The sequence below is a fragment of the Streptomyces sp. GbtcB6 genome (assembly GCF_019091475.1).
Lineage (GTDB): Bacteria > Actinomycetota > Actinomycetes > Streptomycetales > Streptomycetaceae > Streptomyces > Streptomyces hyaluromycini.
In genome coordinates this window covers 85,472-108,970 of sequence record NZ_JAGXJL010000029.1, presented here as the reverse complement: position 1 = coordinate 108,970, position 23,499 = coordinate 85,472, and the positions used below count along the sequence as shown (strand labels likewise).

Here is a 23,499-nt window from a genome sequence, read left to right as displayed (position 1 = left end):
CAATCAACCACGAGTGTGAGTCATTGATGGTTCATCCATGCAGGGAGAGGGGTGGCTCAGCGCGACCGCCGGGGCTTCGCCGTGTGCTGCCCGGCGATGTGGTCGGTCAACGCCAGTGAGGCGCTGGCCCGTTGGTAGGAGAGCTGGGCGACCCGGACGTACAGGCAGTCGATGAGGACCAGCACCGAGTGGCGGGCGCCGATGATGCCGGTGGGGAAGCTGGTCTCCGAGGTGGAGGAGATGAGCCGGATGTCGGCGGTGCGGGCGAGCGGGGAACGCGGGTCGGCGGTGAGGGCGATCGTCGTCGCACCGCGCTCCTTGGCCGTCTCGAACGGCTCGGTCGTCTCGCGGGTCGCCCCGGAGTGGGAGATGCCGATCGCGACGTCGGCGGGGGTGAGCAGGGCGGCCGAGGTGGCCGCGGCATGCACCTCGGTCCAGCCGCGCACCGAACAGCCGATCCGGAACAGCCGGGTCTCGGTCTCCTGCGCCACCGCGCCGCTGCCGCCCACGCCGTAGACGTCGATCCTGCGGGCGCGGGCCATGGCCTGCGCGGCCCGCTCGACCGCGTCCAGATCGATCCGGTCCAGGGTCTGCTGGACGGCCCGCAGGTCCGCGGTGCCGACCACCTTCACCACCCGCTCCAGGCTGTCATCCGGGGAGATGTCCGGACCGATCTCGGCCGTGCCCCAGTCGGAGACCTCGCCGCGGCCCCGTTCCTGGGCGAGCGCGATCAGCAGGTGCTGGTAGGAGTCGAGGCCCACGGCCCGGCAGAACCGGGTCACGGTCGCCTGGGAGGTGCCGGTGCGGCGGCCCAGCTCCGCGGCCGAACAGTGGGTGACGGCGGCCGGATCCTCCAGGATCAGCTCGCCGACCTTCCGCAGGGAGCCGGCCAGGCGCGGCAGCTCGGTCCGGATGAGTGTGGTGACGTCGGTCGAGGGCATGAGGAGAAGGTATCAGCCACCCTTTGGGCGGTCTGTTGAATACCAGGACCGGAAGGACGCGGCATTGCACAGCGTATGGCGCGCGTGATTTATTGATTCATCGATAGTGATGTAGATGGGGTGGTTCAATCCATCCGGCCGTTCCCGGCAGTGGGGAGTGCGAACGTGTCCGTCGAGTCCGCCAACGAGTCCGGCACCGGCCCGGTGAGCTCCGAACGCTTCGCCCGCGAGGGCCTCGACGCCCTCCATCGCCTCACCGAGTCCGCACGCGCCGACGTCACCCGGGCCGCCGCACTGATCGCCGACTGCGTCCGCGCCGACGGGGTCGTCCAGGCCTTCGGCACCGGCCACTCCCAGGCCATGGTCCTCGAGGTCGCCGGCCGCGCGGGCGGCCTGGTGCCCACCAACCGGATCAGCATCGCCGACCTCGTCCTCTACGGCGGCGAGCACCCGAGCGTCCTCGACGACCCGCTCCTGGAACGCGAGCCCGGCGTCGCGGCCCGTCTCTACGACCTGGCCGCCCCGCACCCCCAGGACCTCTTCGTCGTCATCTCCAACTCCGGGGTGAACAACGTGATAGTGGAGATGGCCCTGCACGCCAGGGAACACGGACACCGCCTTCTCGCCCTCACCTCCCTCGCCCACACCCGGGCGGTCCCGGCCGGCCACCCGAGCGGCAAGAAGCTCGCCGACCTGGCCGACGTGGTCCTCGACAACGCGGCCCCGCGCGGCGACGCCCTCCTCGGACTCCCGGGCGGCGGCGCGGTCTGCGCGCTGTCCACGCTGACCGGGGTCATGCTCGTGCAGATGGCGGTGGCCGAGGCGGCCGGCCTCCTCCTCACCTCCGGCGACCGCCCCCCGGTCTACGTCTCGGCCAACGTGCCCGGCGGCTTCGAGGGCAACCTGGAACTGGAGAAGCGGTACGCCGGACGGATCCGGCGCACCGCGAGCTGAGGGGACGTCAGCCGACCGGCGGGCGACGGCCGTTCCAGGGGAGCGCGAGTTCCAGGGCGCGGGACACCTGGAGCAGCAGGTCCTCCCGCCAGGGCGCGGCGACGAGCTGGACGCCGACCGGCAGCCCGGTGGCCTCGTCGTGGTGGACGGGGAGCGAGACCGCCGGCTGGCCGGTCACGTTGAACACCGAGGTGAACACCCCCATCGGATAGCTGTTCAGCAGGGCGGCCAGGGGATGGTCCTCGGTACCGGCCCGCCAGGCGCCGACGCGAGGCGGGAGACAGGCCATCGTCGGCGTGACCAGCAGGTCGAAACTGTCGACGAAGCCCTCGACGATGCGCCGCGACAGGTGCTGGGCCCGCTGCACCGCCTCCACATAGGACCACGAGTCCACCGACCGCGCCGCCTCGCGCAGCGCACGGTTGTGCGGCTCGACCCGCTCCGGGTCCGCGAGGTCGATCCCGGCGGCGCCGACGTTCCAGATGGTCGTGAACGCGGCGATCAACTCGTCCGTCGGCGGCAGCGGCAGGGCGGTGTCCACGACATGGTGTCCCGCCGACTCCAGCGCCCGGAGCGTGACCTCGACGGCCGTCACACACGCCGGGTCCACGCCGATCCCGCCGACGGGCGAGTCGGTGAGCACCCCGATCCGCAGCCCGGCCGGCGCCCCGGCCGCCGTCGCCGCGGTGAACGAGCCGCGCGGGGACGGCGGCGACCACCAGACGCCCGGATCGTGGCGGGCGAGCACGTCGAGGGCGGCCGCGGTGTCCGCCACCGTCCGGGTGACCACACCGCTGACACCGAGGCCCTCCACGACGACGGTCGCGTTGCCGACCAGGCCACGGGTGGGCTTGAGACCCACAAGTCCGGTGCAGGAAGCGGGGATACGGATCGATCCGCCGCCGTCCTCGGCGTGCGCGATCGGCGCCATCCCGGCGGCGACGGCCACGCCCGCCCCGCTGGACGATCCGCCCGGCGTACGGTCCGGGTCCCAAGGGTTGCGCGAGATGCCCAGGGCCTCGCTCTCGGTGAAGGGCAGGGCGCCGAACTCCGAGGTGGTGGTCTTGCCGAGGAGTACGAACCCCGCGTCCACGAACCGTCGTACGACCGGGTCCGAGACCGGGGCCGGCGCCCGCCCGGCGCCCGCGGACCCGTGGGTGGTCGGCCAACCGGCCACGTCCGCAAGGTCCTTGACCGGCAGCGGGACACCGTGGAAGGGCGGTAGGTCGTCGGGCGACGCGGCCCGCACCACCTGGTCGGCCGCCACGGCGGCGGCCTTGCGGACGTCGTCGTCGGCCCGGTGGCAGAAGGCGTTCAGCCGGGGGTCCAGCTCGTCCATCCGCCGCAGACAGATCTCGGCCACCTCGACGGGGCTGATCTCCTTCCGTCGTACGGCCGCGGCGAGTTCGACGGCCGGCGTGAACGAGTCGAACGAATCGATGGGCTCAATCGGCTCAATCGGCGAGCGCATCACGAGCGGTCCTTTCCGGTCCGGGGCACTTGCGGGAACGCCGTCAGTCTCGGCCCGCCCGCACCGCTCCGTATTGGACGAATGTTCCGTACGCTGGCGCCATGCGATCCGCCCTGGCGGCTCCGAGCGCCGCACAGATCTGGGACATCGCCACCCCGGCGCGGCCCGGCCTGCTGCCGGGCGTCAGCATGGCCGGGTTCCGCGCGCGCACCAGGGATCCCATCGACCTGAGCGTGGTCCCGTATCCGGCCGTCACGGTGGCCGTCGACCTCGGCGACCGGCCGCTCGCCGTCGACGACCCCGGCGGCCGGCGGCACCACGGCAGCATCGTCGCCGGACTCGCGGCCGGCGGCCTGCGCGGGCACGGCCGTGCCATCGAGTGCCTGCAGATACGGCTGTCACCGCTGTTCGCCCACGCCGTGTTCGGCGACTGCACGGAACTCGGCGGCACCGTCGTCGCCCTCGCCGACCTCTGGGGCCCGGACGCCGTACGCACCCAGGAACAGCTGCGCGCCGCCCGGTCCTGGCCGGACCGGTTCGCGATCGCCGAGGCCGCACTCGCCCGCCGGTACCAGGCCGGCCGTGCCGTCGACCCCGAAGTCGCCTTCGTCTGGCGGGAGATGGTGACACACCTGGGCGGGGTCCGGGTCGAGCCGCTGGCGGCCGAGGCCGGATGGAGCCGCAAGCGCCTGTGGTCCCGCTTCCGCTCCCAGACCGGCCTCACCCCCAAACGCGCGGCCCAGCTGATCCGCTTCGACCACGCGGCCCACCGCCTCGCCGCCGGACACGGCGCCGCGCGGGTGGCGGCGGAGATCGGCTACGTCGACCAGTCCCACCTGCACCGGGACGTCAGGGCCTTCGCCGGGGTGACGCCGGCAGCGGTGTCCCACGCGCCGTGGCTGGCGGTCGACGACGTCGCATGGGCCGCGCCGGCCTACCTGTCGGGAACACCGCTGCGAGCCGCCGGGCGGTGACGGCGCAGCTCCCCGCCCCCCGGTGGCCGGGACCGACTCCGCCGGACGTGCCGTGCGCAGCCGGACGTGTCATGTTCCGCGGGAGGCGCCGTGTTCCGCCGGACGTGCCGTGTTCCGCGGGAGGTGCCGTGCCCAGTCGGTCCGGCCGGTGCCGTGTTCAGCCGGCGGGCGTCTTCCGCAGTCGGCGGTGGCGTGTCCTCGCCTGCGCCCTGGCGGCCTCGGACAGGCCGGGCTGGAGGCGGCGGGCGGCGTCCACGTGGTCGTCGGTCCAGATGATCCGGACCGCGACCGGGGTGGGCCGGCCCCGGCCGTCGCTGAGTTCGGTGCGGACGGACTCCACGAGCCGCGTGGCCCCCTCGGGCCGGAGCGGAACGGCGTCGGGGACGGGACAACGGCCCCCGAGGCTCGCGGCGAAGTCGTGGTACCAGCCGGTGACCAGGGCCGCCGACCCGAGGACGGCGCGGTGGGCGTCGGCCCGGACCGCCTGGACGCGGGCCACGTCCTCGCCCTGCCACAGGGAGACGACGGCGTCGGCGGCCAGCCGCAGCCCGACGACGCCGTTGACGAGGGTGTTGGCGCAGGACAGCGACAGCGGCTTGGCGCCGCGTTCGGCGAGGTAGTTGCGGAACGCGTCGTCGAGGCGGCGGGCGGCGGCCGCCGCCACCCGGCCCTGCGGATCGGGGTCGACGGGGTGGCGGTGGCCGAGGGCGTGGTGCACGGCGTCCCCGAGGTAACGGGCGCTGTCGTCGTACGCCTCGGCGAGTGCCTTGTGGACGGCGCCCTGGGCGCCGCGCGGCCAGAAGAACACGGCCACGAGGACGCTGACCGCGCACCCCAGCGCGATGTCCTGGATGCGCAGCAGGACGATGTGCCAGTTGGGGTCGTGGCCGATGTTGAAGAGCACCACGAGCGTGACGGTGAACGCGGCCTGCCCGGCGGCGAAGGAGACGGCGGCGGGCGCGATCCCGGCGAACAGGACGGCCACGGGGAGCACGAACCACAGCCCGGTGCCGTGGTGGCCGATCAGATGCAGCAGCCCGGCGCCGATCACGGACCCGGCCACCGTGCCGAGGACGGCGCGGGCGGCGTTCTGCCCGGTGCTGAGCGCGTTGGACCGCAGCACGGACAGGGTGCCCAGGAGTACCCAGAAGGAGTGCCCCACGCCGGTCACCCCGGCCAGGAACACGGCGATGCCGAGGCCGGCGGCGCCGCGCAGGCTGTTGTGCAGCCACACCGAGTCGGGCCTGAGATGGGCGACGGCCCGTTCCCGGGCGGAGGCGAGGGGCGCGGCCAGTGCGCCCGGCTCACGGCCGAGGAGCCGCTCGGGCCAGCTGCGCTGCCAGGCGGTGGCCGCCATGTCGACGTTGTCGGCGATCTGCAGCACGGCGAAGCCGAGCTCCTGGGCGCGGAAGGACACGTCCAGCGTGGCGATGAACCCGAAGACCTCCGCCGGACTGTTCCCGCCGGGATGCTCGGCGGGCACCCGGACGGTGGAGCTGTGCTCCATCCCGGCCAGGACCGCCCGCAGCTCCTTCTCGCGGGCCCGCAGCGCACCGGTGTCCCCGTTGAGGTCCGTGAGCAGGTCGCAGGCCGCCTCCAGGACGTGGGCGGCGGCGCGGCGCACGGTGTACGCGGCCGGATCGCAGGTCGGAGGCTCGTCGGTGTAGTCGGACCGGTCGACGAGGACCGCGCACAGCCAGGTCAGCTCGTCCACCAGCCGGACCAGGGCACGTGAGGTCGCGGACAGGCCGGTGGGGCGGTACGTCGTGGCGTCGAAGACCCCGCGCAGGTCCGCGCCGGTCCGCGCGGTCTGCTCCGCCCCCACCCGGCAGTGCTCGGCATCGGCCCCCGGCCCGTCCGGTCCCGGCAGGGCCGCGCGGATCCGCAGGTACCCGGCGGCGGCACGGCACACGGCGGCCGCCGGGGCGCTGAGCGGGTCGGCGACGGGACGCGGCCACAACAGGGCGACGGCCGGCAGCGCCACCGCCGCCGCGAGGCCCGCACCGGCGAGGCGCTCGGGCAGCTGCGACAGCGGTACCGGGGCGCTGACCGGCAGCACGAAGGCCAGCAGGAGCGCCGTCGAGCTGCCGGCCAGGACCGAGCTCACCACGCCGGCGAAGAGGACCACGAAACCGATCACGACCGTGGCCGCCACGGCGAGCCAGATCTCCCGCCCCGCCAGCGTCCCGGCGCAGATCAGCACCAGCCACGCCACCGCGAGCGCCGCCTGTGCCCGCAGCCGCTCCACCATCGGCCCGGAGTAGTCCACCAGCAGCAGCATCGAGAACGAGCCGAACGCGGCATAGCTCGCCATCGTCGGCGAGTGCAGCACCTCGGTGCACAGCGCGAACAGGGCGGGCATCACCAGCGCCGTACGCCCGGCCCGCCGGGTCGCCGCGAGATCCGGGTCCTTGCCGCGCAACCACGTCACCCAGCGTGGCGCCCGCCCCGACATGTCCACCTCCCGCCGGCCCCGGAGCAGCCGGCCCCACCGCCGTACCGCCCACACCACCCATATGCGGCCACCACCGCCCCGCCCGCAACATTTACCGGGGCCGCACGACACCCGGACGACCTGGCAGGACCGCTCAGCGCACCGGGAAGCCGAACGAATACCCCTGTTCCTTCAGCCACGGCAGCACCTCGCGCAGAGCGGCAACCGTCTCGGAGCGGTCGCCGCCGGCGTCGTGGAAGAGGATGGTCGGCCCGTTGGGCATCTCCTCCTTGACGGTGGTGACGATGGCGGTCGTGCCCGGGCGTTCGAAGTCCTTCGAGTCGACGTTCCAGCCCAGCGGGCGCATGCCGTGGGAGGCGGCGAGCTTGCGGCTGTACGGGGTGAACGCGCCGCCCGGGGCGCGGTAGTAGAGCGGCCGTACGCCCCCGGACGCCTCGGTGATCATGCGCTCGGCGTCGAGGATCTGCTGGGACTGGTAGGCCTCGGACTTGGTGTCCATGGTCACGTCGTGGGAGACCGTGTGGTCGCACAGCCGGTGCCCGGCCGCCACCACCGCCCTGACCAGGTCCGGGTGCGCCTTCGCCTGCGGTCCGATCATGCAGAAGGTGGCCTTCACGCCGTACTCCTTGAGCACCTGGAGCACCTCGGGGGTCCAGACCGGATCCGGCCCGTCGTCGATGGTGATGTTCACGCCCCTGGCGCCCCGATCCGAGGCGTGTGCGATCCCCATCGGCACCGGGGCCGCCTTCGGAGCGCTGTGGTGCACCGAAGTCCCGGCTTCCACGCGCTCGTCGACGGGACCGGCCTGCGCGGTCCACAGCGAGGCGGCCACGGTCACGGCCGTGACCCCGAGCGCCGCCGCGACCACCTGGCCGTACCATCCCCGTCCGCCGTGCCGCGCCATGTCCGCCCCGTTCCCTGTCGTTTCGTCGACCTCGTGCACCCGTCAGGACGGAAGACGGCGGGCACCGGATCCATCCGTTACCGATCACGGACAATTCCGCGAGAGTTCTGCGACAGGCTCCCTGCGAGACCTTTAACGCCGGGAACGGCAATCGGTGTTGGCGGTCACCCCGCTTTGTGCCAAGACCCAGGTGATCAGGAGTCGTACATGGGGATGCGCGGCTTGTTCGACCGCTTGCGCACCAGCGGTGCGAGTGTCCTGTGGATGATGAAGTACTCGGCGACGACCGCGCACACGAGGATCGACGCCCAGACGCTCGTGGTGTAGATGTCGTGGAAGGTCAGCGAGGGGAACGGGCCCTGCAGGACCAGGCCGAGACCGAGGAAGGCGCGGAGCACGACCGCGGCGAAGCTCAGCGCGTAGTTGCGGATCAGCCAGATCCGGTGGAGCTGGATCTGGCCCTGCCGGATGGCGCGGAAACCCTGGAAGAGGGTGTACAGCCAGGCGGTGGACAACAGGTAGAACGCGACCTGCACGGAAATGCCGGAGACGGAGAACGTGGCGGCCACGAAGGCCGCGAGCGCGGCGACCACCACGCTGCCCATGTACACATAGCCGAGCGTCCGGTGCAGGGCCGGGCGGCCGGCCAGCAGCCTGTTCACGAACTGGAACGGCCCGATCAGCAACAGCAGGCTCGCGGGCAGGGCGTGCACCACGATCGTCAGGTAGTGCACCGCGACATCCGGGTTGAGCGGGATCCGGCTCGCCGACGCGTCGCCGGTGAGGTAGGTGGCGCCCGAGAACACGGCGATGCCGGCGGCGGAGACCGCGAGCGCGGCCCAGGCGATCCGCCGCCTGCCGCTACGGGAAACGGGAAAGGTCATCACAAGCTCCTGCTCGACCGGGTGGATGCAGCGAGCTTCCCGTGCCGCCGGCCGCGGCCGCGTCGGTGAGAACTACGTAGATCAGCCGCCTACGCGACGCTCAGAGAGGGAGTTCGCGCAGCTGGCGGCGGGAGGAGATGCCGAGCTTGCGGTAGCTGTTGCGCAGGTGCGTGTCGATCGTGCGCGGGCTGAGGAACAGCGCGGCGGCGACCTCCTTGGACGTGGCGCCGCCGGCGACCTTCCCCACGATCAGCCGCTCCTGGGCGGTGAGCAGGTCGAGCGGGTTCGCCCCGTCCCGGCGCGGGCGTTGCCCGGTGGCGACCAGTTCACGGGCCGCCCGCTCGGCGAACGCGGTCGCGCCGACCGCGGTCAGCGTCTCGTGCGCCGCCCGCAGTTCGACGCGGGCGTCGGCGCGGCGGCCGGCCCGGCGCAGCCACTCGCCGTACAGCAGGCGGGTACGGCCGTAGTGCGCTCGCACCCCGGTCCTTGCGAAGAGGTCGACCGCTTCCCGGTAGCGGGCGTCGGTGGCCTCCGCGCCGGGATCGAGCAGCGCCTGCGCGAGCCGGTACCTTGCCTCGGCCCAGGCGGTCCGGCCGGTGCGCGCCAGGGCTTCGAGACGGGCCATGACCGCGGCGCACTCCTTTGGCCGTCCGGCGCGGACGGCCGCCTCGACGAATTCCGGGTCGAGGCCCCACACCACATAGGAACCCTCCTCCTCCTGGGTCCGGGAGGCGAGTCCGGTTTCGAGGGCGGCGGAGTAGTCGGCGAGCCCGTTGCACAGCACCGCCGTCGCGTACAGTTCGCCGACCGCCTCGTCGCGGCCGATGCGCCGGCGCATCGTGGCCCGCAGCTCGCCGACCCGATCGGCGTCACCGCGCCAGCCGGCCAGGATCAGTTCGGCGAAGGAGAGGCTGACGGTGCCCGCCGCCTCGTCGATCGCACGGGCTTCCGCAAGGCTCGCGGCCGCCTCCTCGTAGCGGCCGAAGACCGTCCGGGCGATCGCGTGGACACGCAGGGCCTGGGGCAGCACGGCGAAGGCGCCCTGTTCCCGGGCCAGCTCCACCTGCCGGGCGGAGAGCACCTCGGCGGAGTCGTCGTCGCCCAGATCGAGGGCCATCAGACAGGCGAGCTCCATCCACCACGGGCTGGCGGCGGTGCGGAACGCGGCCACCGCCCGCCGCATCGTGGGCACCGCTTCCTCGACCGGTGCCAGGACCTGGTCGAGCAGCGCGTCCAGCAGCAGGTCGACCGGGCGGGACTCGTCCTGCCGCCGCGGTGCCTGCTCGCGGATGCGCGTGCCGAGCTGCCGCAGTCGTCCCGGCAGCCGGTCGACGAACATCGACGAGGAGAAGGCCTCCAGGTAGGTCTCTCTGGCCCGGTCGGGCGGGAGGCCCACCGCGGCGTCGACGAGCGCGACGGTCGCTTCCGGGCTGCGGGCCACGTGGAATTCGATCAGGGCCCGCTGCAGCCGGGCGTCGGCGCGGTCCGCCGGTGCCAGCGGACGGCGCTCGGCCTGTGCGAGCAGTTCACGGGCCCGGGCGGGCGCGCCGGAATCCAGCCTCGCCCGGGCCGCGGCGAGCATCCGCTCACCCTGGCGGACGGGATCGGGTGTGAGCTGCGCCGCGCGTTCGAGGAACGCCGCGGCCGCGGCCAGACCGCTGCGCCGTTGCGCCCGCCCGGCGGAGCCGACCAGCTCCGCGGCGACCGCCTCGTCGGTGTCGACCACCGAGTGTGCCCGGTGCCAGGCGCGGCGGTCGGGGCCGGTCTCCGCGACGGTGGCCTCGGCGAGTGCGGCATGGACCCGCCGGCGTGTACCGGGGGTGGCCGAGCGGTAGGCGCCCGAGCGCACCAGCGGGTGGCGGAAGCGCAGCCGGGGCCCGAGGCTGACCAGTCCCTCGTCCTCCGCGGCGGTCAGCTCGGCCGGGTCCAGGGCGAGCAGACGCGCGGCGCGGCCCACCAGGCCGAGGTCACCGACCGGTTCCGCGGCGGCGAGCACCACCAGCGAGCGGGCCGCGGAGGGCAGTGCGCGCACCTGTCGGGCGAACCGGGCCTCCAGCGCGTCCACCACGTTGGCCCGCGGCCCGTCGTCGCTCCCGGCGGGCAGGCCCAACGGCCCGGTCCGGTGGCCGAGTTCCAGCAGGGCCAGGGGGTTCCCGCCGGCCTCGGCGAGGATCCGTTCGAGCACCTCGCCGTCCAGGTCCGTGCGGGCGGCCGAACGCAGCAGCGTCCTGGCTTCCGCGTCGCCGAGGCCCGGCAACGGCAGGCGCGGCAGATCCGTGAACCCGGGCTCGGCGGACGGGCTCCGCTCGACCGACCGGTCCCGGTCGACGGACGGACTCCGCTCGGCGAGCAGCACCGCGATCCGCTCGGCGGCGACCCGCCGCGCGACGAAGCCCAGCACCTGCCGGGTCCCCGCGTCGACCCACTGGACGTCGTCCACCACGCAGCACACGGGCCGGTCCCTGGCGAGCTCGTGCAGCAACCCCAGCACGGCCAGGCCGATCGTCAGCGGATCCGGGGTCGTCCCGCCGCCGAGGCCGAACACCGACTCCAGCGCCAGCCGCTGCACCGCGGGCAGGCCGTCGCGATGCCCGATCACCGACGTGCAGAGCTGGTGCAGCGCGGCGTACGGAAGGTCCCGCTCGAACTCGGTACCGGCGGCGCGCAGCACCAGCCATCCGTCGAGGCCGCCGACCGCGGCGTCGACGAGCGCGGACTTGCCCATCCCCGCTTCGCCGGCCACCACCAGCGCCCCACCGCGCCCGTCCGCCGTCGCGCGGACCAGGTCGTCGAGCGCGCGCAGCTCGTTCTTCCGGGCGACGAAGACCATGGCGTCGGCTCCCCTCCCCGGGCGGTGACGAACGCTGTCACTCTAACGGGGGTGCAGGGGGGCAACGGTCTCGGCCGATGGAAGGAGCCGACGGCGGGCGGGGCGCGCGGTGACTGCCGCGCTTGTGCAGCCGCGCTCTGCGTGGTTTTTGCAGCCCTTGCCGACGTGCTCCCGACTGCCGGGCGCGGCCGAACAGGACAGGCTGGGCTGTAGAGCGTGCGTTGTGCGCGTGCTCGACGCACGCCGTTCGCACACCGCGGGTCGGCGTGAGCCGTTCCGGCCGGGGGTGGGGGAGTGGCTCACGCCGAATGCGAGTGCGCGTCCGTGGTGCCCGGCCTGTCAGCCGAAGACGGTGTCGGCCGGAAGACCGGACTGAAGCAGGACGTCCTGCATGTTGTAGTAGTCGTCGTTGGTAAGGATCTTGTTTCCGCGCAGCTGAAGGACGGTGGCGACCGGTACGGAGAACGGCTTGGGTGCGTTGAGCAGCTGTCCGCTGAACGTCCAGCTGATCGACACCTGGTCGCGCCCGGCGAACGCGTCGGTGACCTCGATCTTGGCGTTCTGGACGAAGTACTTGGTGTTGCTGAACCACTCCGCCATCCCGTCCCGGCCGGTGTAGGTCCTCCCGAAGGCGTGGTCGGTGTACCGGGAGCCGTCCTTGACGAACAGGGCGGCGAAGCACCGCGGGTCGTTGCCGTTCCACGCGGTCGCCCAGTTGACGGCAACGGCCGGAAGCCGGTGGTGGCTCGACAGGTCGACCGCCGTCATGGTCGCCGCGGAGGCCGGCTGAGCCGAACTCGACGCGGCCGGCCCGACCGCTCCGGCGATGCCGAACGCGGCAAGAGCCGCGACGGTGGTGACGCTGCGACGATTGATGGTCATGGTTTCTCCAAGAACGGTGATGCGCTCGCGTGCTGGTCGGCTGACAGTCCCGTGGCGGGGCGGCCGTCCGCGTCGGCGAAAACCACGTAGATCCACGCCTACGCAGTCAGGGGCCGGCCGGGGAAACGCCGAGCCGGCAGTCACCCACCTGTGGACGACCGACGAACGGTCGCACCGGCACCGACGTCACCGGCGAGCCGGCCTTCCGCAGCCATGGGGCCCATCGGCGGCGATCACGGAAATAGGGATCCTATGATCCGGAGCGCGCGCTGTCCGAAAAACTCTGTGGTAATTCAGAGAAAGGGCGGGAAGCCGGCCGGAGGCGGCTGCGAGCAGTACCGTATCGTGCGTCATATCGGATTCGTCCGAGCGGATTTAGCAAAGTGGCGACAAGGCCTTCCCTCAGTGAAATCAGCCCAGCCCGACCGTGGCTAAATTTCGCTGGTGGCCGACTTTCGATCCCGCGGAAATCGATGCGAGAGCGCTTTCATGGATTTCTCATTCTTCTCGGTGATAGTCATCGCGCAGCCGCTGACCAGAAAACCCGGAGACTCGAGAAATGAGAGGTGCAACCTAGTGTCCGAAACCGGCATGGGTGAAAGCACGGCACAAGAAGGGCACGCGGCGGAGGTCCGGTCGGCGGAAGCGGACCGCCGTACCTTCATGCGCAGGGTCTTCCTGGCCGGCGGTGCCGCCGCGTTCACCGCCATGGGCGGAGCCGGCGCGGTGGCGTTCGCCGACGACGGCTCCACCGCCAGTCCCTCGGCCGCGGCCGACGACAGCGCCGGCCCGTCCCCCAGCGCGAGCCCCACCGGCGGAGGCGGGGGCGGAGGCGGCGGCATCCTCGGCACGCAGACCATCACCGAGGACTTCTACGGCCTGACCACCGACGGCGGACAGATCGACGACCTCTTCACGCTCCACTCCAAGGGGGTCGACACCGCACCCGTCGTCGCGGCCGCCCAGGCGTTCCTGGCCGGGCTCACCGACGCCCAGAAGGCGAAGACGCAGTTCTCGCTGCGCTCCACCGAGTGGCGGACCTGGAGCAATCTCGACCCAGGGGAGTTCAAGCGGCAGGGCGTGTCGCTGGCCGACCTGACGGACGACCAGAACGCGCTGGGCACCGCCCTGATGACGGCGGCGCTGAGCGCCGACGGCCTGGAGACCACCGAGAGGATCCGCCGTCTCAACAACGCGGCCGGCGTCCTGCTCGGCAAGGCCGACGTCTTCAACGACGAACTCTTCTACTGGACCGTGATGGGCACGCCCTCGGCCACCGCCCCCTGGGGTTTCCAGTTCGACGGCCACCACCTGGTCGTCAACTACTTCGTGCTCGGCGACCAGGTCGTGATGAGCCCCTGCTTCTGGGGCTCGGAGCCGACGAAGATGGAGATCGACGGCGAGACCGTCTCGGTCTGCCAGGAGGAGGTCGAGGCGAGCCTGGCGTTCATCCAGTCGCTCACCGAGGCCCAGCAGGCCACCGCGATCATCAAGGCCACGAAGGCGAACGAGGACATGAAGGCCGGTGCCTTCGCCGACAACGCGGTCGTCGCCTACGCCGGCATCCGTGCCACCGAACTCACCCCGGCCCAGCAACACAAGCTCCTCGCGGTCGCCGAGGCGTTCGTGAACCGGGCCAAGGCCGACGTGGCCAAGGTGCGCATGGCCGAGATCCGCGGCCACCTCGCGGACACCTACGCGGCCTGGATGGGCGGCACCGGCGACGACGACCCCTTCTACATGCGCGTCCACAGCCCGGTCGTCTGGATCGAGGTCGACTGCCAGGCGGCGGGGCCGCTGGGCGGCGCCTACGGCAAGACGCGCGGTGACGGCCCCACCCAGCTGCACATCCACTCCGTCATCCGCACCCCCAACGGCAACGACTACGGCAGGGAACTGCTCCGCCGGCACTACCTGACGTCACCGCACCACCACTGAGCCACGCCATCGAAGGGCCTGCTCCCGTTCCGCCGTTACCCGGAGCAGGCCCTTCGATGGCTTCGTCGGCAGCGGAGCCTCAACCGGTGTGCAGAGCCTCCCTGATGGAGTCGACGGCAAGGTGCCGTGCGACGTTCGTGGCGTTCGTGTCGCGCAGGCTGTCGAGCATCATGAAGTCGTGCACCATCCCCTGGACACGCACGGCGGTGACCGGGACGTCTGCCTCCCGCAGATGCGACGCATAGGCCTCGCCCTCGTCGCGCAGCACATCGGCCTCGTCGGTGATCACCAGGGCCGGCGGCAGCCCCCTGAGGTCCTCGACGGAAGCCTGGAGCGGGGCCGCGTAGCGCTCGTGGCGTTGGGCTTCGTCGGTCGTGTACTGGTCCCAGAACCAGATCATGCCGTCCCGGGTGAGGTAGTAGCCGTCGGCGAACTGCCGGTAGGAGGGCGTGTCGAAGTCGGCGTTCGTGACCGGGTAGAGCAGGATCTGCGCGGCGAGATCGATGTCGCCGCGGTCCTTGGCCATCTGGGCGAGGACCGCCGACATGTTGCCGCCCACCGAGTCACCGCAGACGACCATCCGGGACGGGTCGAGGCCGTACTCGGTGCCGTGCGTCACGACCCACCGGGCGACGGCGTAGTTCTGCTCGATCTGGGTCGGGTACTTGGCCTCGGGCGCCCGGTCGTACACGGGGAACACGACCGCTGCCCGCGCCCCGGCGGCCAGCTCCCGGACGAGACGGTCGTGGGTGTTCTCGTCACCGAAGACCCACCCGGCGCCATGGATGTAGAAGATCACCGGCAGCGGCCCGTTGATGCCCTCGGGCTTGACGACATGGGCGCGTACGGTGCCCCACTCGCCGGCGTCGACGTCGATCCAGCTCTCGTCGATGGGTGGTTTGGCCACCCCCTTGCCCGTCTGCAGACCGGCGAGGATGTCACGCCCCTGCGGGGGCGGTACCTCGTAGATCCGCGGGTGGGATGCGGTGGCGTCGGCGAGTTCGCGGGCTGCGGGCTCCAGGTAGGGGGTGGGCGGCGGGGGCAGATCCTTCATGACGAACCTCCAGAAAGTGCCGATGCCGCGGCGGTGGGGTTCGGCCGGCCGCTCGTCTGCGCAGGTCACCACCTGCTGAGCGGGGCACCGCGGGTGCGTCGGCGGCGAGGCCGGGCGGCGGCATCGCCTTCCAGCCTGACACCGGACGGCGGAGGCGGCATCACGTGGCCCGCGCCGTACGGTAGCCCCGGCGCTACGGGCTGTGGCGGCAACTGGACAAAGGGCCCAGGCGCTGGCCAGTATGGGCCACACGGATCCGGTGACTGGACCCATCCGTGGCAGAGAGCAGCGGAAGCCGCCCCTTACGAGCATCCCGGGGTTGACCATTGGACGAGCTGTTCGGGCGGGACGAGGAACGCGGCCGGCTGACGGCGGCGCTCGACGACGCCCGGCGCGGGATGAGCGGCGTCCTGGTCCTGAGGGGCGGGCCGGGAAGCGGCAAGAGCACCCTGCTCGACCACCTCGAGGCAGACGCGGCCGCCGACTTCGAGATCACGCGCTTCGACGCCGTGGAGTCCGAGGCCGAACTGGGCTTCGCCGCCCTGCACCAGCTGCTCAGGCCGCATCTGTCCCAGCTGCCCAAGCTGCCCGACCCGCAACGTGCCGCCCTCGGCCAGGTCTTCGGACTCGAGGAGCGGACCAGCCCGCCCGACCGGTTCCTGGTCGCCCTCGCGTCGCTGGGGCTGGTGGACGCCCGCGCCGACGACCGGCCCCTGCTGTGCCTGGTGGACGACGCCCACTGGCTGGACGAGGAGTCAGCCGCGGTGCTCGCCTTCGTGGCCCGGCGGCTGCACGCCGACGCGATCACCATGGTCTTCGCCGCCCGCACCCGCCCCGACCGGGTCGACCACCTGGCCGGACTCCCCGAACTGGCCGTGACCGGCCTGGACACGGACGCGGCCGGGCGGCTGCTGGAATCGGTGGTCCCCGGCGCCCTCGACCCCGGCGTCCGTGACCGGGTCATCACCTCGACCGGCGGCAACCCCCTCGCCCTCGTCGAAGCGGCCCGGGAACTGAGCGCCGACCAGCTCAGCGGCGAGGCGTCGCTGCCCGAACCGATGCCGCTCGGCAGCGCCCTGGAACGCGTCTACCTGCGCGAGGCGCTGGCGCTGCCGCCGCAGACCCGCACCCTCCTGCTCACCTCGGCCGCCGATCCCACCAGCGATCCGAACGTGCTGTGGCGGGCCGGCCCCGCGCTCGGCTGCGACGCCGGCGCCGCCGCGGCGGCCGAGGAGCGCAGCCTCCTCTCCATCCGTGAGACCGTCAGATTCCGTCACCCGCTGATCCGTTCGGCCGTCTACTACGGCGCCCCCCTCGCCCAGCGCGCCCGGGTGCACGCCGTCCTCGCCGAGGTCGCGGCGGATCTCGGCGAGGTCGACCTGCGCGCCTGGCACCTCGCGGCGGCCGCCACCGATCCCGACGACGTCGTCGCGGCGGAACTCGACCGCGCCGCCGTACGCACCCGCGACCGCGGTGACTGGACCGGCAGCTCGTCGCTGCTGGCCCGCTCCGCGGCCCTGACCCCGGACCCGCCCGCCCGGGCCCGGCGCCTGCTGGCGGCGGCCGAGGCGAGTGCCGTGGCCGGCTCCCCGGCCCGGGCACAGGCGCTGCTCGACGAAGCGGCCGCCTACCGCGACGACCGGCGCTACAACGGCCTGGTCCAGCGCGTCCAGGCACGGATCCACCGGCTCACGGGCGCACCGGCGGCCGCGACGTACGCCCTGCTGACCGCGGCCCGGGAGCTGGGCCCCGTCGACATCAGGCTCGCCCGCGACATCCTCGTGGAGGCGCTCGTCCAGGCGCAGATCAGCGGCTCGCTGGCACCACCGGGGGCGACGCGCCGCAGCGTCGCCGAGACGGTCCGCTCGCTGCCACTGCCCGCCGGGATGCGGGCCACCACGGGCGACGTGGTGCTGGAGGCCGACACCGCCGTACACCTCGAAGGCCTGGCCGGTGCGGGTCCGAGGCTCCGGCAGGCCGTGGCGGCGGTGCGGCAGGAGGAGTCGACCGCGCCGGAGCTGTTCCAGCTGCTGGCCGCGGCCTGCTCGCACGCCACCGTCCTCGGCGACGACGTCACCCTGCACGAGCTCGCCTGGCGGCTGCACGCCGAAGCCGGCCGGCAGGGCGCCGCCATACCCATGGCCCTGGCCCTCAGCCACACCGCCCTCTCGGAGCTGATCGCCGGCCGCCTCGACGAGTCCGAGCGCCTCTTCGACCAGCGGGCGGCGCTGGAGGAGGCCCGCGGCTCCGAGCTGTATCTCGGCGCCCTGCTCATCGCCGCCTGGCGCGGCCGGTTCGAGGAGGCCGGCGCGCTGGCCGAGGCGGTACGCGAGCACGCCGCCCGCACCGGACAGGGGTACCAGCTGGTCTTCCTCGACTACGCCCGGTGCGTGGTCGAACTGAGCCAGAGCCGGTACGAGGAGGCGTACCTGAGCCTGGCGGGCCAGATCGGGGAACTCTGCCAGGCGAAGTTCGCCCTCGTCGACATGGTCGAGGCGGCGACCCGCAGCGGCCGGCAGGACGAGGCGCTGGGCCTGCTGGAACTCCTGACCCGGCTCGCCGAGCGCACCCCTGTCCCGGGCCTGCTCGGCGACCTCGCCCGCGCGCGGGCCCTGACCACCGCCGAGCCGTCGGCGGCCGAGAAACTGTACGTCCAGGCCATCCGGCACCACCAGGACGTCCGCGGCCCGCTGCGTCGGGCCCGCAGCCACCAGCTCTACGGCGAATGGCTGCGCCGGGAGCGCCGGACCAGGGACGCCCGGCACGAACTGCGCACCGCCCACGAGCTCTTCGACGCCATGGGCGCCCAGGGCTTCGCCGCCAGGACGGCACAGGAACTCTCCGCGGCCGGCGATTCCCTCCCGGCCGGTGCGCACGTGCCGAGCGGCGGCGGCGAACTCACCCCGCAGGAGGCCCGGGTCGCCCGGCTCGCCGCGGGCGGCGCCACCAACGGGGAGATCGCCGCCCAGCTCTTCCTCAGCGTGCACACGGTCGACTACCACCTGCGCAAGGTGTTCCGGAAACTCGACGTCCACTCTCGCCGGGAACTCGCCGCCCGTCGCGACCGGCTCACCTCGACGTAGTCCGGAATCCGGTCCACCGTTCGCGATGATCATATGGAGATATGCGGAAGTCCTCAGGTGAACCTGGCTCCGGGCTCCACGCGCCCCGAAACTGTGAACAGTCAGTCGGTGGCGGCCTGTTCCAGCAGCGTGTGCGCCCAGAGCCCGAGGGAGCAGTCATGAGATCGCGCCTCCAGTGGATCCACGGCCGCGGAGAGCACGCCGTCGTCGCACGCAAACAGGCGTACGCGGCCGAGATCCTGGTCAAGTTCCTCGTCCTGGTCGGCCTGGTGTACATGCCGGTTCTGGTCTTCCACTGGGGCGGGTGGATCCCGTTCGCCGCGGCCGCCGGCTACCTGCTCTGGGAACTGGGCCGCGTCACCAGCGCACTGGGCGAGCTTGCCGACCTCTGGAACGAGCGGCACGCACAGCAGCGCGAGGAGCCGGTGCGAAGCGACGCCCTCAAGTGACCCGACACGCGGTCACCCGGGTTCAGCCGGTCCGGTCGACCTCGTGGACCAGCTCGATCGCCCGCCCCAGCGTGGTGAGCCGGTCCTCCAGGGTCTCGCCGGCCGGGTAGAGGCGGACGGTGTCGACGCCGGCGTCCCGCCAGACCGCGAGGCGCTCGCGCACCATGGCCTCCGTGCCGATCAGCGTCGTACCGAGCACCATCTCGTCGGTCACCAGACCGGCCGCGCCGTCCCGGTCGCCGGCCTGCCAGCGTTCGCGCACCTCGGCGGCGACCTCGGCCCAGCCCTGGCGGCTGTAGGCGCTGTTGTAGAAGTTGGTGGACGCCGAGCCCATCCCGCCGAGGCTGAAGGCCAGTTCCTTCCTGCGCCCGGCGACCATCGCGCCCAGCGCCTCCTCGTCGGCCGCGAAGGCGACCTCGGCCCCCTGGCAGACGTCCAGGTCCGCGCGGGTACGACCGCTGCGGGCCAGGCCCTCGTCGAGGTGGGCGAAGTAGGCGTCGGCGGCGCCCTCGGGCACGAAGCTGGTGCCCAGCCAGCCGTCGGCGGCCTCGCCGGTCAGCCGCAGCATGGCCGGGGAGAGCGCGGCGAGGTAGACGGGAATGTCGTGCTCTGCGCGCATCGACAGCCGCATCGGGACGGCCTCACCGCCCGGCAGCGGCAGTGTGAACTCCGCGCCGGAGTAGGAGAGCCGACCGCCGCCGACCACTCGCCGTACGATCTCCACCGTCTCGCGCATGCGCCGCAGCGGCCGGGCGAAGGAGACGCCGTGCAGCCCTTCGATCACCTGCGGGCCGGAGGCACCGAGGCCGAGCAGGAAACGCCCGCCGGACAGGTTGGAGAGGGTGATGGCCGTCTGGGCCACGGCCGTCGGGGTCCGGGTGCCGAGCTGTATGACGCCGGAGCCGAGCAGCATCCGGTCGGTGAGCGCCGCGTAGTAGCCGAGCGCGGAGGGCGCGTCGGAGCCCCAGGCCTCGGCGACCCAGCAGACGTCCAGGCCCAGCTTCTCGGCCTCGACCACGAAGTCGCCCTGCTGGGACCAGTGTTCGCCGCCCGAGGCCTCGATCGTGGTGGCCGTCCGCATCACGCCTCCGCCCGCTTCTTGATCTGCGCGAGGGTGGCGGTGATGCCACGCTCGAACTCCCGCAGCCGTACGAACACGATCTTCTGCTCCTTGTCCGGCATCCGGTCGATGGCGACCGACAGCCCGGAACGCCCTGGCCCCAGCTGCATCCACTGCGACAGTTCGGTCCCGCCGTCCTTCGGGGCGAGCCGGAACCGCCAGACCGCGGACGGGTCGGCGGGATCCTCTACCGCCCAGGCGAACACCGACTCCGGCTCGCACTCGATCACATGCGAGGTGGTCTCCCACTTCCCGAACGCCTCGTGCTCACTGCGGCCGACGAACCTGGCCCCGACCGCAGGAGCGGCGGCCCCGTCCAGCCAGGCGACGGACCGGAGCTCCTCGCTCATCTCCGGCATCAGCTCGATGTCACTGACCAGGGCCCACACCGTGGCCGGTGAGGCGTCGATCCAGGTCCGCACCTCGATCGTGGGTTTGTCCGCGTAGCGCGCGCCCGTCCACTCCAAGACCGTCGGCCTCCTTGCCGTCCAGGTGTCTGACCTCCAGGGTTGCTAGATGAGACTCTCCCTGTCAAGAGGGAGCGCGGGTGCGCGGTCACGCGGTGCTCAGTCGGTGCCGAACCGCCGGCGGATGTCCGGCCGCTGCCTGAGCCGCTCGGGATATCCGGGCCCCATCCGCATCGAGGTCTCCTCGGACCTGAGCGGCGTACGGCACTGGGAACAGACGACCTCGGCGGTGGTGTCGTGGTCGCAGGCCTCGTGGTGGAAGACCACGGGCACGCCCCGCTCCCCGGCCAGCCAGCGGTCGCCCCACGCGGACATCGCCGCGAGCACCGCGAACAGGTCCCGCCCCTTCTCCGTGAGGACGTAGTCGTAGCGCGGCGGCTCGGCCTCGTACAGCCGCTTCTCCAGGATCCGCTCGTCCACCAGGTGGCGCAGCCGGTCGGTCAACGTGTTGCGGGCGATGCCCAGTTCCTGCTGGAACTCGTCGAAGCGACGGATCCCGTAGAACGCCTCCCGCACCACCAGCGGCGTCCAGTGGTCACCCAGCAGATCGACGGTCCGTGCGATGGAGCACGGCCACTTGGCGAACGACGTCCGTTTCATGGCTCCACGATAGCGAGTCTCATGATGAAACCCAGCTGACTGTTGCGTTTTGCGGGGCTGTGCGACCGGACGCGGTCCCGGCTCGTAGTCATCGGCCCGCCCGCACCACGAACCCCACGGGATGTGAGCGGCCCGCGCAGGCCGCAGCATGAAGCGGGGGGGCCGGGCCGTCCGCCGGGTGGCCGTGAACCGTGAATCGAGGTGTCCGACCATGAAGGTCGAGGGACCGGTCGCGCTGGTGACCGGAGCGAACCGGGGGATCGGGCTGGCGTTCTGCCGCGCCCTGCTGGCCCGGGGCGCGGCCAAGGTGTACGCGGGCGTACGGCGGCCGGAGGACTTCACCGAGCCGGGTCCCGAACCGCTCCGCCTCGACGTCACCGACGCCGAGCAGATCGCGGCCGCCGCGCGGACGGCGTCCGACGTGACCATCGTGATCAACAACGCGGGCATCCAGGCCGGGCCGGGCCTGCTGGAGGGCTCCCTGGACGGCGCGCGGCAGGAGCTGGAGGTGAACTATCTGGGCACCTGGGCTGTCTCGCGGGCCTTCGCGCCGGTGCTCGCCGCCAACGGCGGGGGTGCTCTGGTGAACATGCTCTCCGTGGCGTCGTGGCGTTCGACCAAGCGGTTCCCCAGCTATGCCGCGTCGAAGGCGGCGCAGTGGTCGGTGACGAACGCGTTGCGGGTCGCCCTGCGGGAGCAGGGGACGCTGGTCGTCGGCGTGCATGTCGGCTGGGTGGACACCGACGCCACCGTGGGGGTCGACGAGCCGAAGACGGATGCGGCCGAGGTGGCCGCGCAGACGATGGACGCGATCGCCCGCGACGAGTCCGAGGTCCTCGTCGACGAGACGGCCCGCCGGGTACGCGCCGCGTTGTCCGGCCCGCTCGATCTCATCTACCCGACCGCCTGATCGCGCGACCTGATCGTGCGACGGTGGAGTCAGCAGATCGACTCGACACAACGGTGAGGTGGAGCCATGCAGACCGACTTCGACGTCGTCGTCCTGGGAGCCGGGCCGGGCGGTTATGTGGCCGCGATCCGCGCCGCCCAGCTGGGCCTGCGCACGGCCATCGTGGAGGGCCGCTTCTGGGGCGGCGTCTGTCTGAACATCGGCTGCATCCCGGCGAAGGCGCTGCTGCGCAACGCCGAGGTCGCCCAGCTGATCCTGCACGACGCGGAGAAGTTCGGCGTGAAGATCAGCGGAGAGGTGGGCCTGGACTACCGCGCCGCCTACGAGCGCAGCCGGGTGGTGGCCGACGGGCGCGTCAAGGGCGTCGGCTACCTCATGCGCAAGAACCAGATCGAGCAGTTCGAGGGGCAGGGCACCTTCCTCGACCCCCACACCCTGCAGGTACGCATGAAGGACGGCGAGACGAGGCTCTCCTTCCGCTCCTGCATCATCGCCACCGGCTCGACCGTGAAGCTGCTGCCCGGAACGTCGCTGGGCAGGCGCGTTGTCACCTACGAGGAGCAGATCCTCTCCGACAGCCTCCCGTCGAGCATGGTCATCGCGGGTGCCGGGGCCATCGGCGTCGAATTCGCCTATCTGCTGCGGTCGTACGGCGTCGAGGTCACGCTGGTGGAGTTCCTGGACCGGATCGCCCCGCTGGAGGATGAGGAGGTCTCGGCCGAGCTGACCAGGCGCTTCAAGCGGCAGGGCATCCGGGTCCTGACCTCCACCGCCGTGCAGTCCATCGAGGAGACGGCGGACAACGTCCGAGTCACGGTCAGGTCCGGTGACTCGGAGCAGGTCCTGGAGGCGGAGAAGGTCCTGCAGGCCACCGGCTTCCAGCCGCGGACGGCCGGCTACGGGCTGAACAGCACCGGGGTACGGCTCACCGAGCGCGGTGCCATCGACATCGACGGGTACTGCCGCACCAGCCAGCCGCACATCTACGCCATCGGCGACGTCACGGCGAAGCTGATGCTCGCGCACACCGCCGAGGCGATGGGCATCGTCGCCGCGGAGAGCATCGCCGGCGCGGAGACCATGGAACTGGACTACCGCATGATCCCGCGCGCGACGTTCTGCCAGCCGCAGATCGCCAGCTTCGGCTGGACCGAGGCCGAGGCCCGCGCCCAGGGCTTCGACGTGCGCGTGGCGAAGTTCCCCTTCACGGCCAACGCGAAGGCGCACGGCTTCGGTGACACGGTCGGGTTCGTGAAACTCGTGAGCGACGCCCGGTACGGCGAACTGATCGGCGGCCACATGATCGGACCGGACGTGACGGAGCTCCTGCCCGAGCTGACGCTCGCCCAGAAATGGGACCTCACAGTGCATGAGCTCGCCCGGAACGTGCACGCCCACCCGACGCTGAGCGAGGCGGTCCAGGACGCCCTGCACGGGCTTGCCGGACACATGATCAACCTCTGACGGGCCCACCCGGCCCCCTGGCCTACGCATCCCACGCGCCCGGACTACGCACATCACGGGATCTCCCACGCTCCGGCGCCGGACACGATCGATGTGAAGAGTTCGACGCGAGACAAAGC

At 72.3% G+C, this 23,499-nt stretch carries 18 protein-coding genes; 7 read left to right on the top strand and 11 right to left on the bottom strand.

Translation table 11 applies throughout. From position 1 onward, the window contains the following. Positions 1-56: 56 nt before the first annotated feature. Entirely contained in the window at positions 57-941 is an 885-nt protein-coding gene (locus KVT45_RS36945; protein ID WP_217553545.1) for a MurR/RpiR family transcriptional regulator, read from the bottom strand. Between the two features lie 165 nt (positions 942-1,106). Between KVT45_RS36945 and KVT45_RS36940 the strand changes: the two genes are divergently transcribed. Beyond that, positions 1,107-1,895 (top strand): sugar isomerase domain-containing protein, encoded by a 789-nt coding sequence (locus tag KVT45_RS36940; protein ID WP_217553544.1) that lies wholly within the window; start codon positions 1,107-1,109, stop codon positions 1,893-1,895. A 7-nt stretch (positions 1,896-1,902) separates the two neighbouring features. Here KVT45_RS36940 and KVT45_RS36935 read toward each other — a convergent pair whose 3' ends face one another. Continuing rightward, entirely contained in the window at positions 1,903-3,366 is a 1,464-nt protein-coding gene (locus KVT45_RS36935; RefSeq protein ID WP_217553543.1) for an amidase, read from the bottom strand. A 101-nt stretch (positions 3,367-3,467) separates the two neighbouring features. On the opposite strand from KVT45_RS36935, the gene KVT45_RS36930 reads away from it, so the two are divergent. After that, complete coding sequence (locus KVT45_RS36930) at positions 3,468-4,340, top strand: helix-turn-helix domain-containing protein (protein WP_217553542.1); 873 nt, start codon at positions 3,468-3,470, stop codon at positions 4,338-4,340. A 157-nt stretch (positions 4,341-4,497) separates the two neighbouring features. Here the strand turns inward: KVT45_RS36930 and KVT45_RS36925 are convergent, their stop codons facing one another. The 5 genes from KVT45_RS36925 to KVT45_RS36905 form a co-directional block, all read right to left on the bottom strand. Beyond that, a complete protein-coding gene (locus KVT45_RS36925; protein WP_217553541.1) occupies positions 4,498-6,795 on the bottom strand; it encodes an FUSC family protein in 2,298 nt (765 codons plus the stop codon). A 133-nt stretch (positions 6,796-6,928) separates the two neighbouring features. After that, complete coding sequence (locus tag KVT45_RS36920; RefSeq protein ID WP_217553540.1) at positions 6,929-7,699, bottom strand: polysaccharide deacetylase family protein; 771 nt, start codon at positions 7,697-7,699, stop codon at positions 6,929-6,931. Between the two features lie 194 nt (positions 7,700-7,893). Continuing rightward, the gene (locus KVT45_RS36915) at positions 7,894-8,583 is read right to left on the bottom strand and encodes a DUF2306 domain-containing protein (RefSeq protein ID WP_217553539.1); all 690 of its coding nucleotides are present in this window, start codon (positions 8,581-8,583) and stop codon (positions 7,894-7,896) included. 100 nt (positions 8,584-8,683) lie between these two features. After that, positions 8,684-11,413 carry an AAA family ATPase gene (locus KVT45_RS36910; RefSeq protein ID WP_217553538.1) on the bottom strand — a complete coding sequence of 910 codons (2,730 nt, stop codon included), beginning with the start codon at positions 11,411-11,413 and terminating at the stop codon, positions 8,684-8,686. A 339-nt stretch (positions 11,414-11,752) separates the two neighbouring features. Further along, the gene (locus KVT45_RS36905) at positions 11,753-12,295 is read right to left on the bottom strand and encodes a nuclear transport factor 2 family protein (RefSeq protein WP_217553537.1); all 543 of its coding nucleotides are present in this window, start codon (positions 12,293-12,295) and stop codon (positions 11,753-11,755) included. Positions 12,296-12,886: 591 nt separating this feature from the next. On the opposite strand from KVT45_RS36905, the gene KVT45_RS36900 reads away from it, so the two are divergent. Continuing rightward, entirely contained in the window at positions 12,887-14,233 is a 1,347-nt protein-coding gene (locus tag KVT45_RS36900) for a DUF3500 domain-containing protein (protein WP_217553536.1), read from the top strand. 79 nt (positions 14,234-14,312) lie between these two features. Here KVT45_RS36900 and KVT45_RS36895 read toward each other — a convergent pair whose 3' ends face one another. Continuing rightward, complete coding sequence (locus KVT45_RS36895) at positions 14,313-15,287, bottom strand: alpha/beta hydrolase (RefSeq protein WP_217553535.1); 975 nt, start codon at positions 15,285-15,287, stop codon at positions 14,313-14,315. 326 nt (positions 15,288-15,613) lie between these two features. Between KVT45_RS36895 and KVT45_RS36890 the strand changes: the two genes are divergently transcribed. Both KVT45_RS36890 and KVT45_RS36885 read left to right on the top strand, forming a co-directional pair. Further along, positions 15,614-18,370, top strand: coding sequence for a LuxR family transcriptional regulator (locus KVT45_RS36890; RefSeq protein ID WP_217553534.1), 2,757 nt, complete (start codon positions 15,614-15,616; stop codon positions 18,368-18,370). A gap of 158 nt (positions 18,371-18,528) precedes the next feature. Further along, positions 18,529-18,819: a hypothetical protein gene (locus KVT45_RS36885; protein ID WP_217553533.1), complete on the top strand. Its 291-nt coding sequence runs from the start codon at positions 18,529-18,531 to the stop codon at positions 18,817-18,819. Between the two features lie 22 nt (positions 18,820-18,841). Here the strand turns inward: KVT45_RS36885 and KVT45_RS36880 are convergent, their stop codons facing one another. From KVT45_RS36880 to KVT45_RS36870, 3 genes are all read right to left on the bottom strand, one after another. Next, positions 18,842-19,900: an LLM class flavin-dependent oxidoreductase gene (locus KVT45_RS36880; RefSeq protein WP_217553532.1), complete on the bottom strand. Its 1,059-nt coding sequence runs from the start codon at positions 19,898-19,900 to the stop codon at positions 18,842-18,844. Next, the gene (locus tag KVT45_RS36875) at positions 19,900-20,406 is read right to left on the bottom strand and encodes an SRPBCC family protein (protein WP_217553531.1); all 507 of its coding nucleotides are present in this window, start codon (positions 20,404-20,406) and stop codon (positions 19,900-19,902) included. The genes KVT45_RS36880 and KVT45_RS36875 overlap by 1 nt, the downstream gene beginning before the upstream one ends. A gap of 99 nt (positions 20,407-20,505) precedes the next feature. After that, positions 20,506-21,006 carry a helix-turn-helix domain-containing protein gene (locus KVT45_RS36870; RefSeq protein ID WP_089104936.1) on the bottom strand — a complete coding sequence of 167 codons (501 nt, stop codon included), beginning with the start codon at positions 21,004-21,006 and terminating at the stop codon, positions 20,506-20,508. A gap of 211 nt (positions 21,007-21,217) precedes the next feature. Here KVT45_RS36870 and KVT45_RS36865 point away from each other — a divergent pair, with 211 nt between their 5' ends. Together KVT45_RS36865 and lpdA are read left to right on the top strand one after the other, a co-directional pair. Continuing rightward, complete coding sequence (locus KVT45_RS36865) at positions 21,218-21,916, top strand: SDR family oxidoreductase (protein WP_217553530.1); 699 nt, start codon at positions 21,218-21,220, stop codon at positions 21,914-21,916. A 66-nt stretch (positions 21,917-21,982) separates the two neighbouring features. After that, positions 21,983-23,380 (top strand): dihydrolipoyl dehydrogenase, encoded by a 1,398-nt coding sequence (lpdA, locus tag KVT45_RS36860; protein WP_217553529.1) that lies wholly within the window; start codon positions 21,983-21,985, stop codon positions 23,378-23,380. Positions 23,381-23,499: the final 119 nt, after the last annotated feature.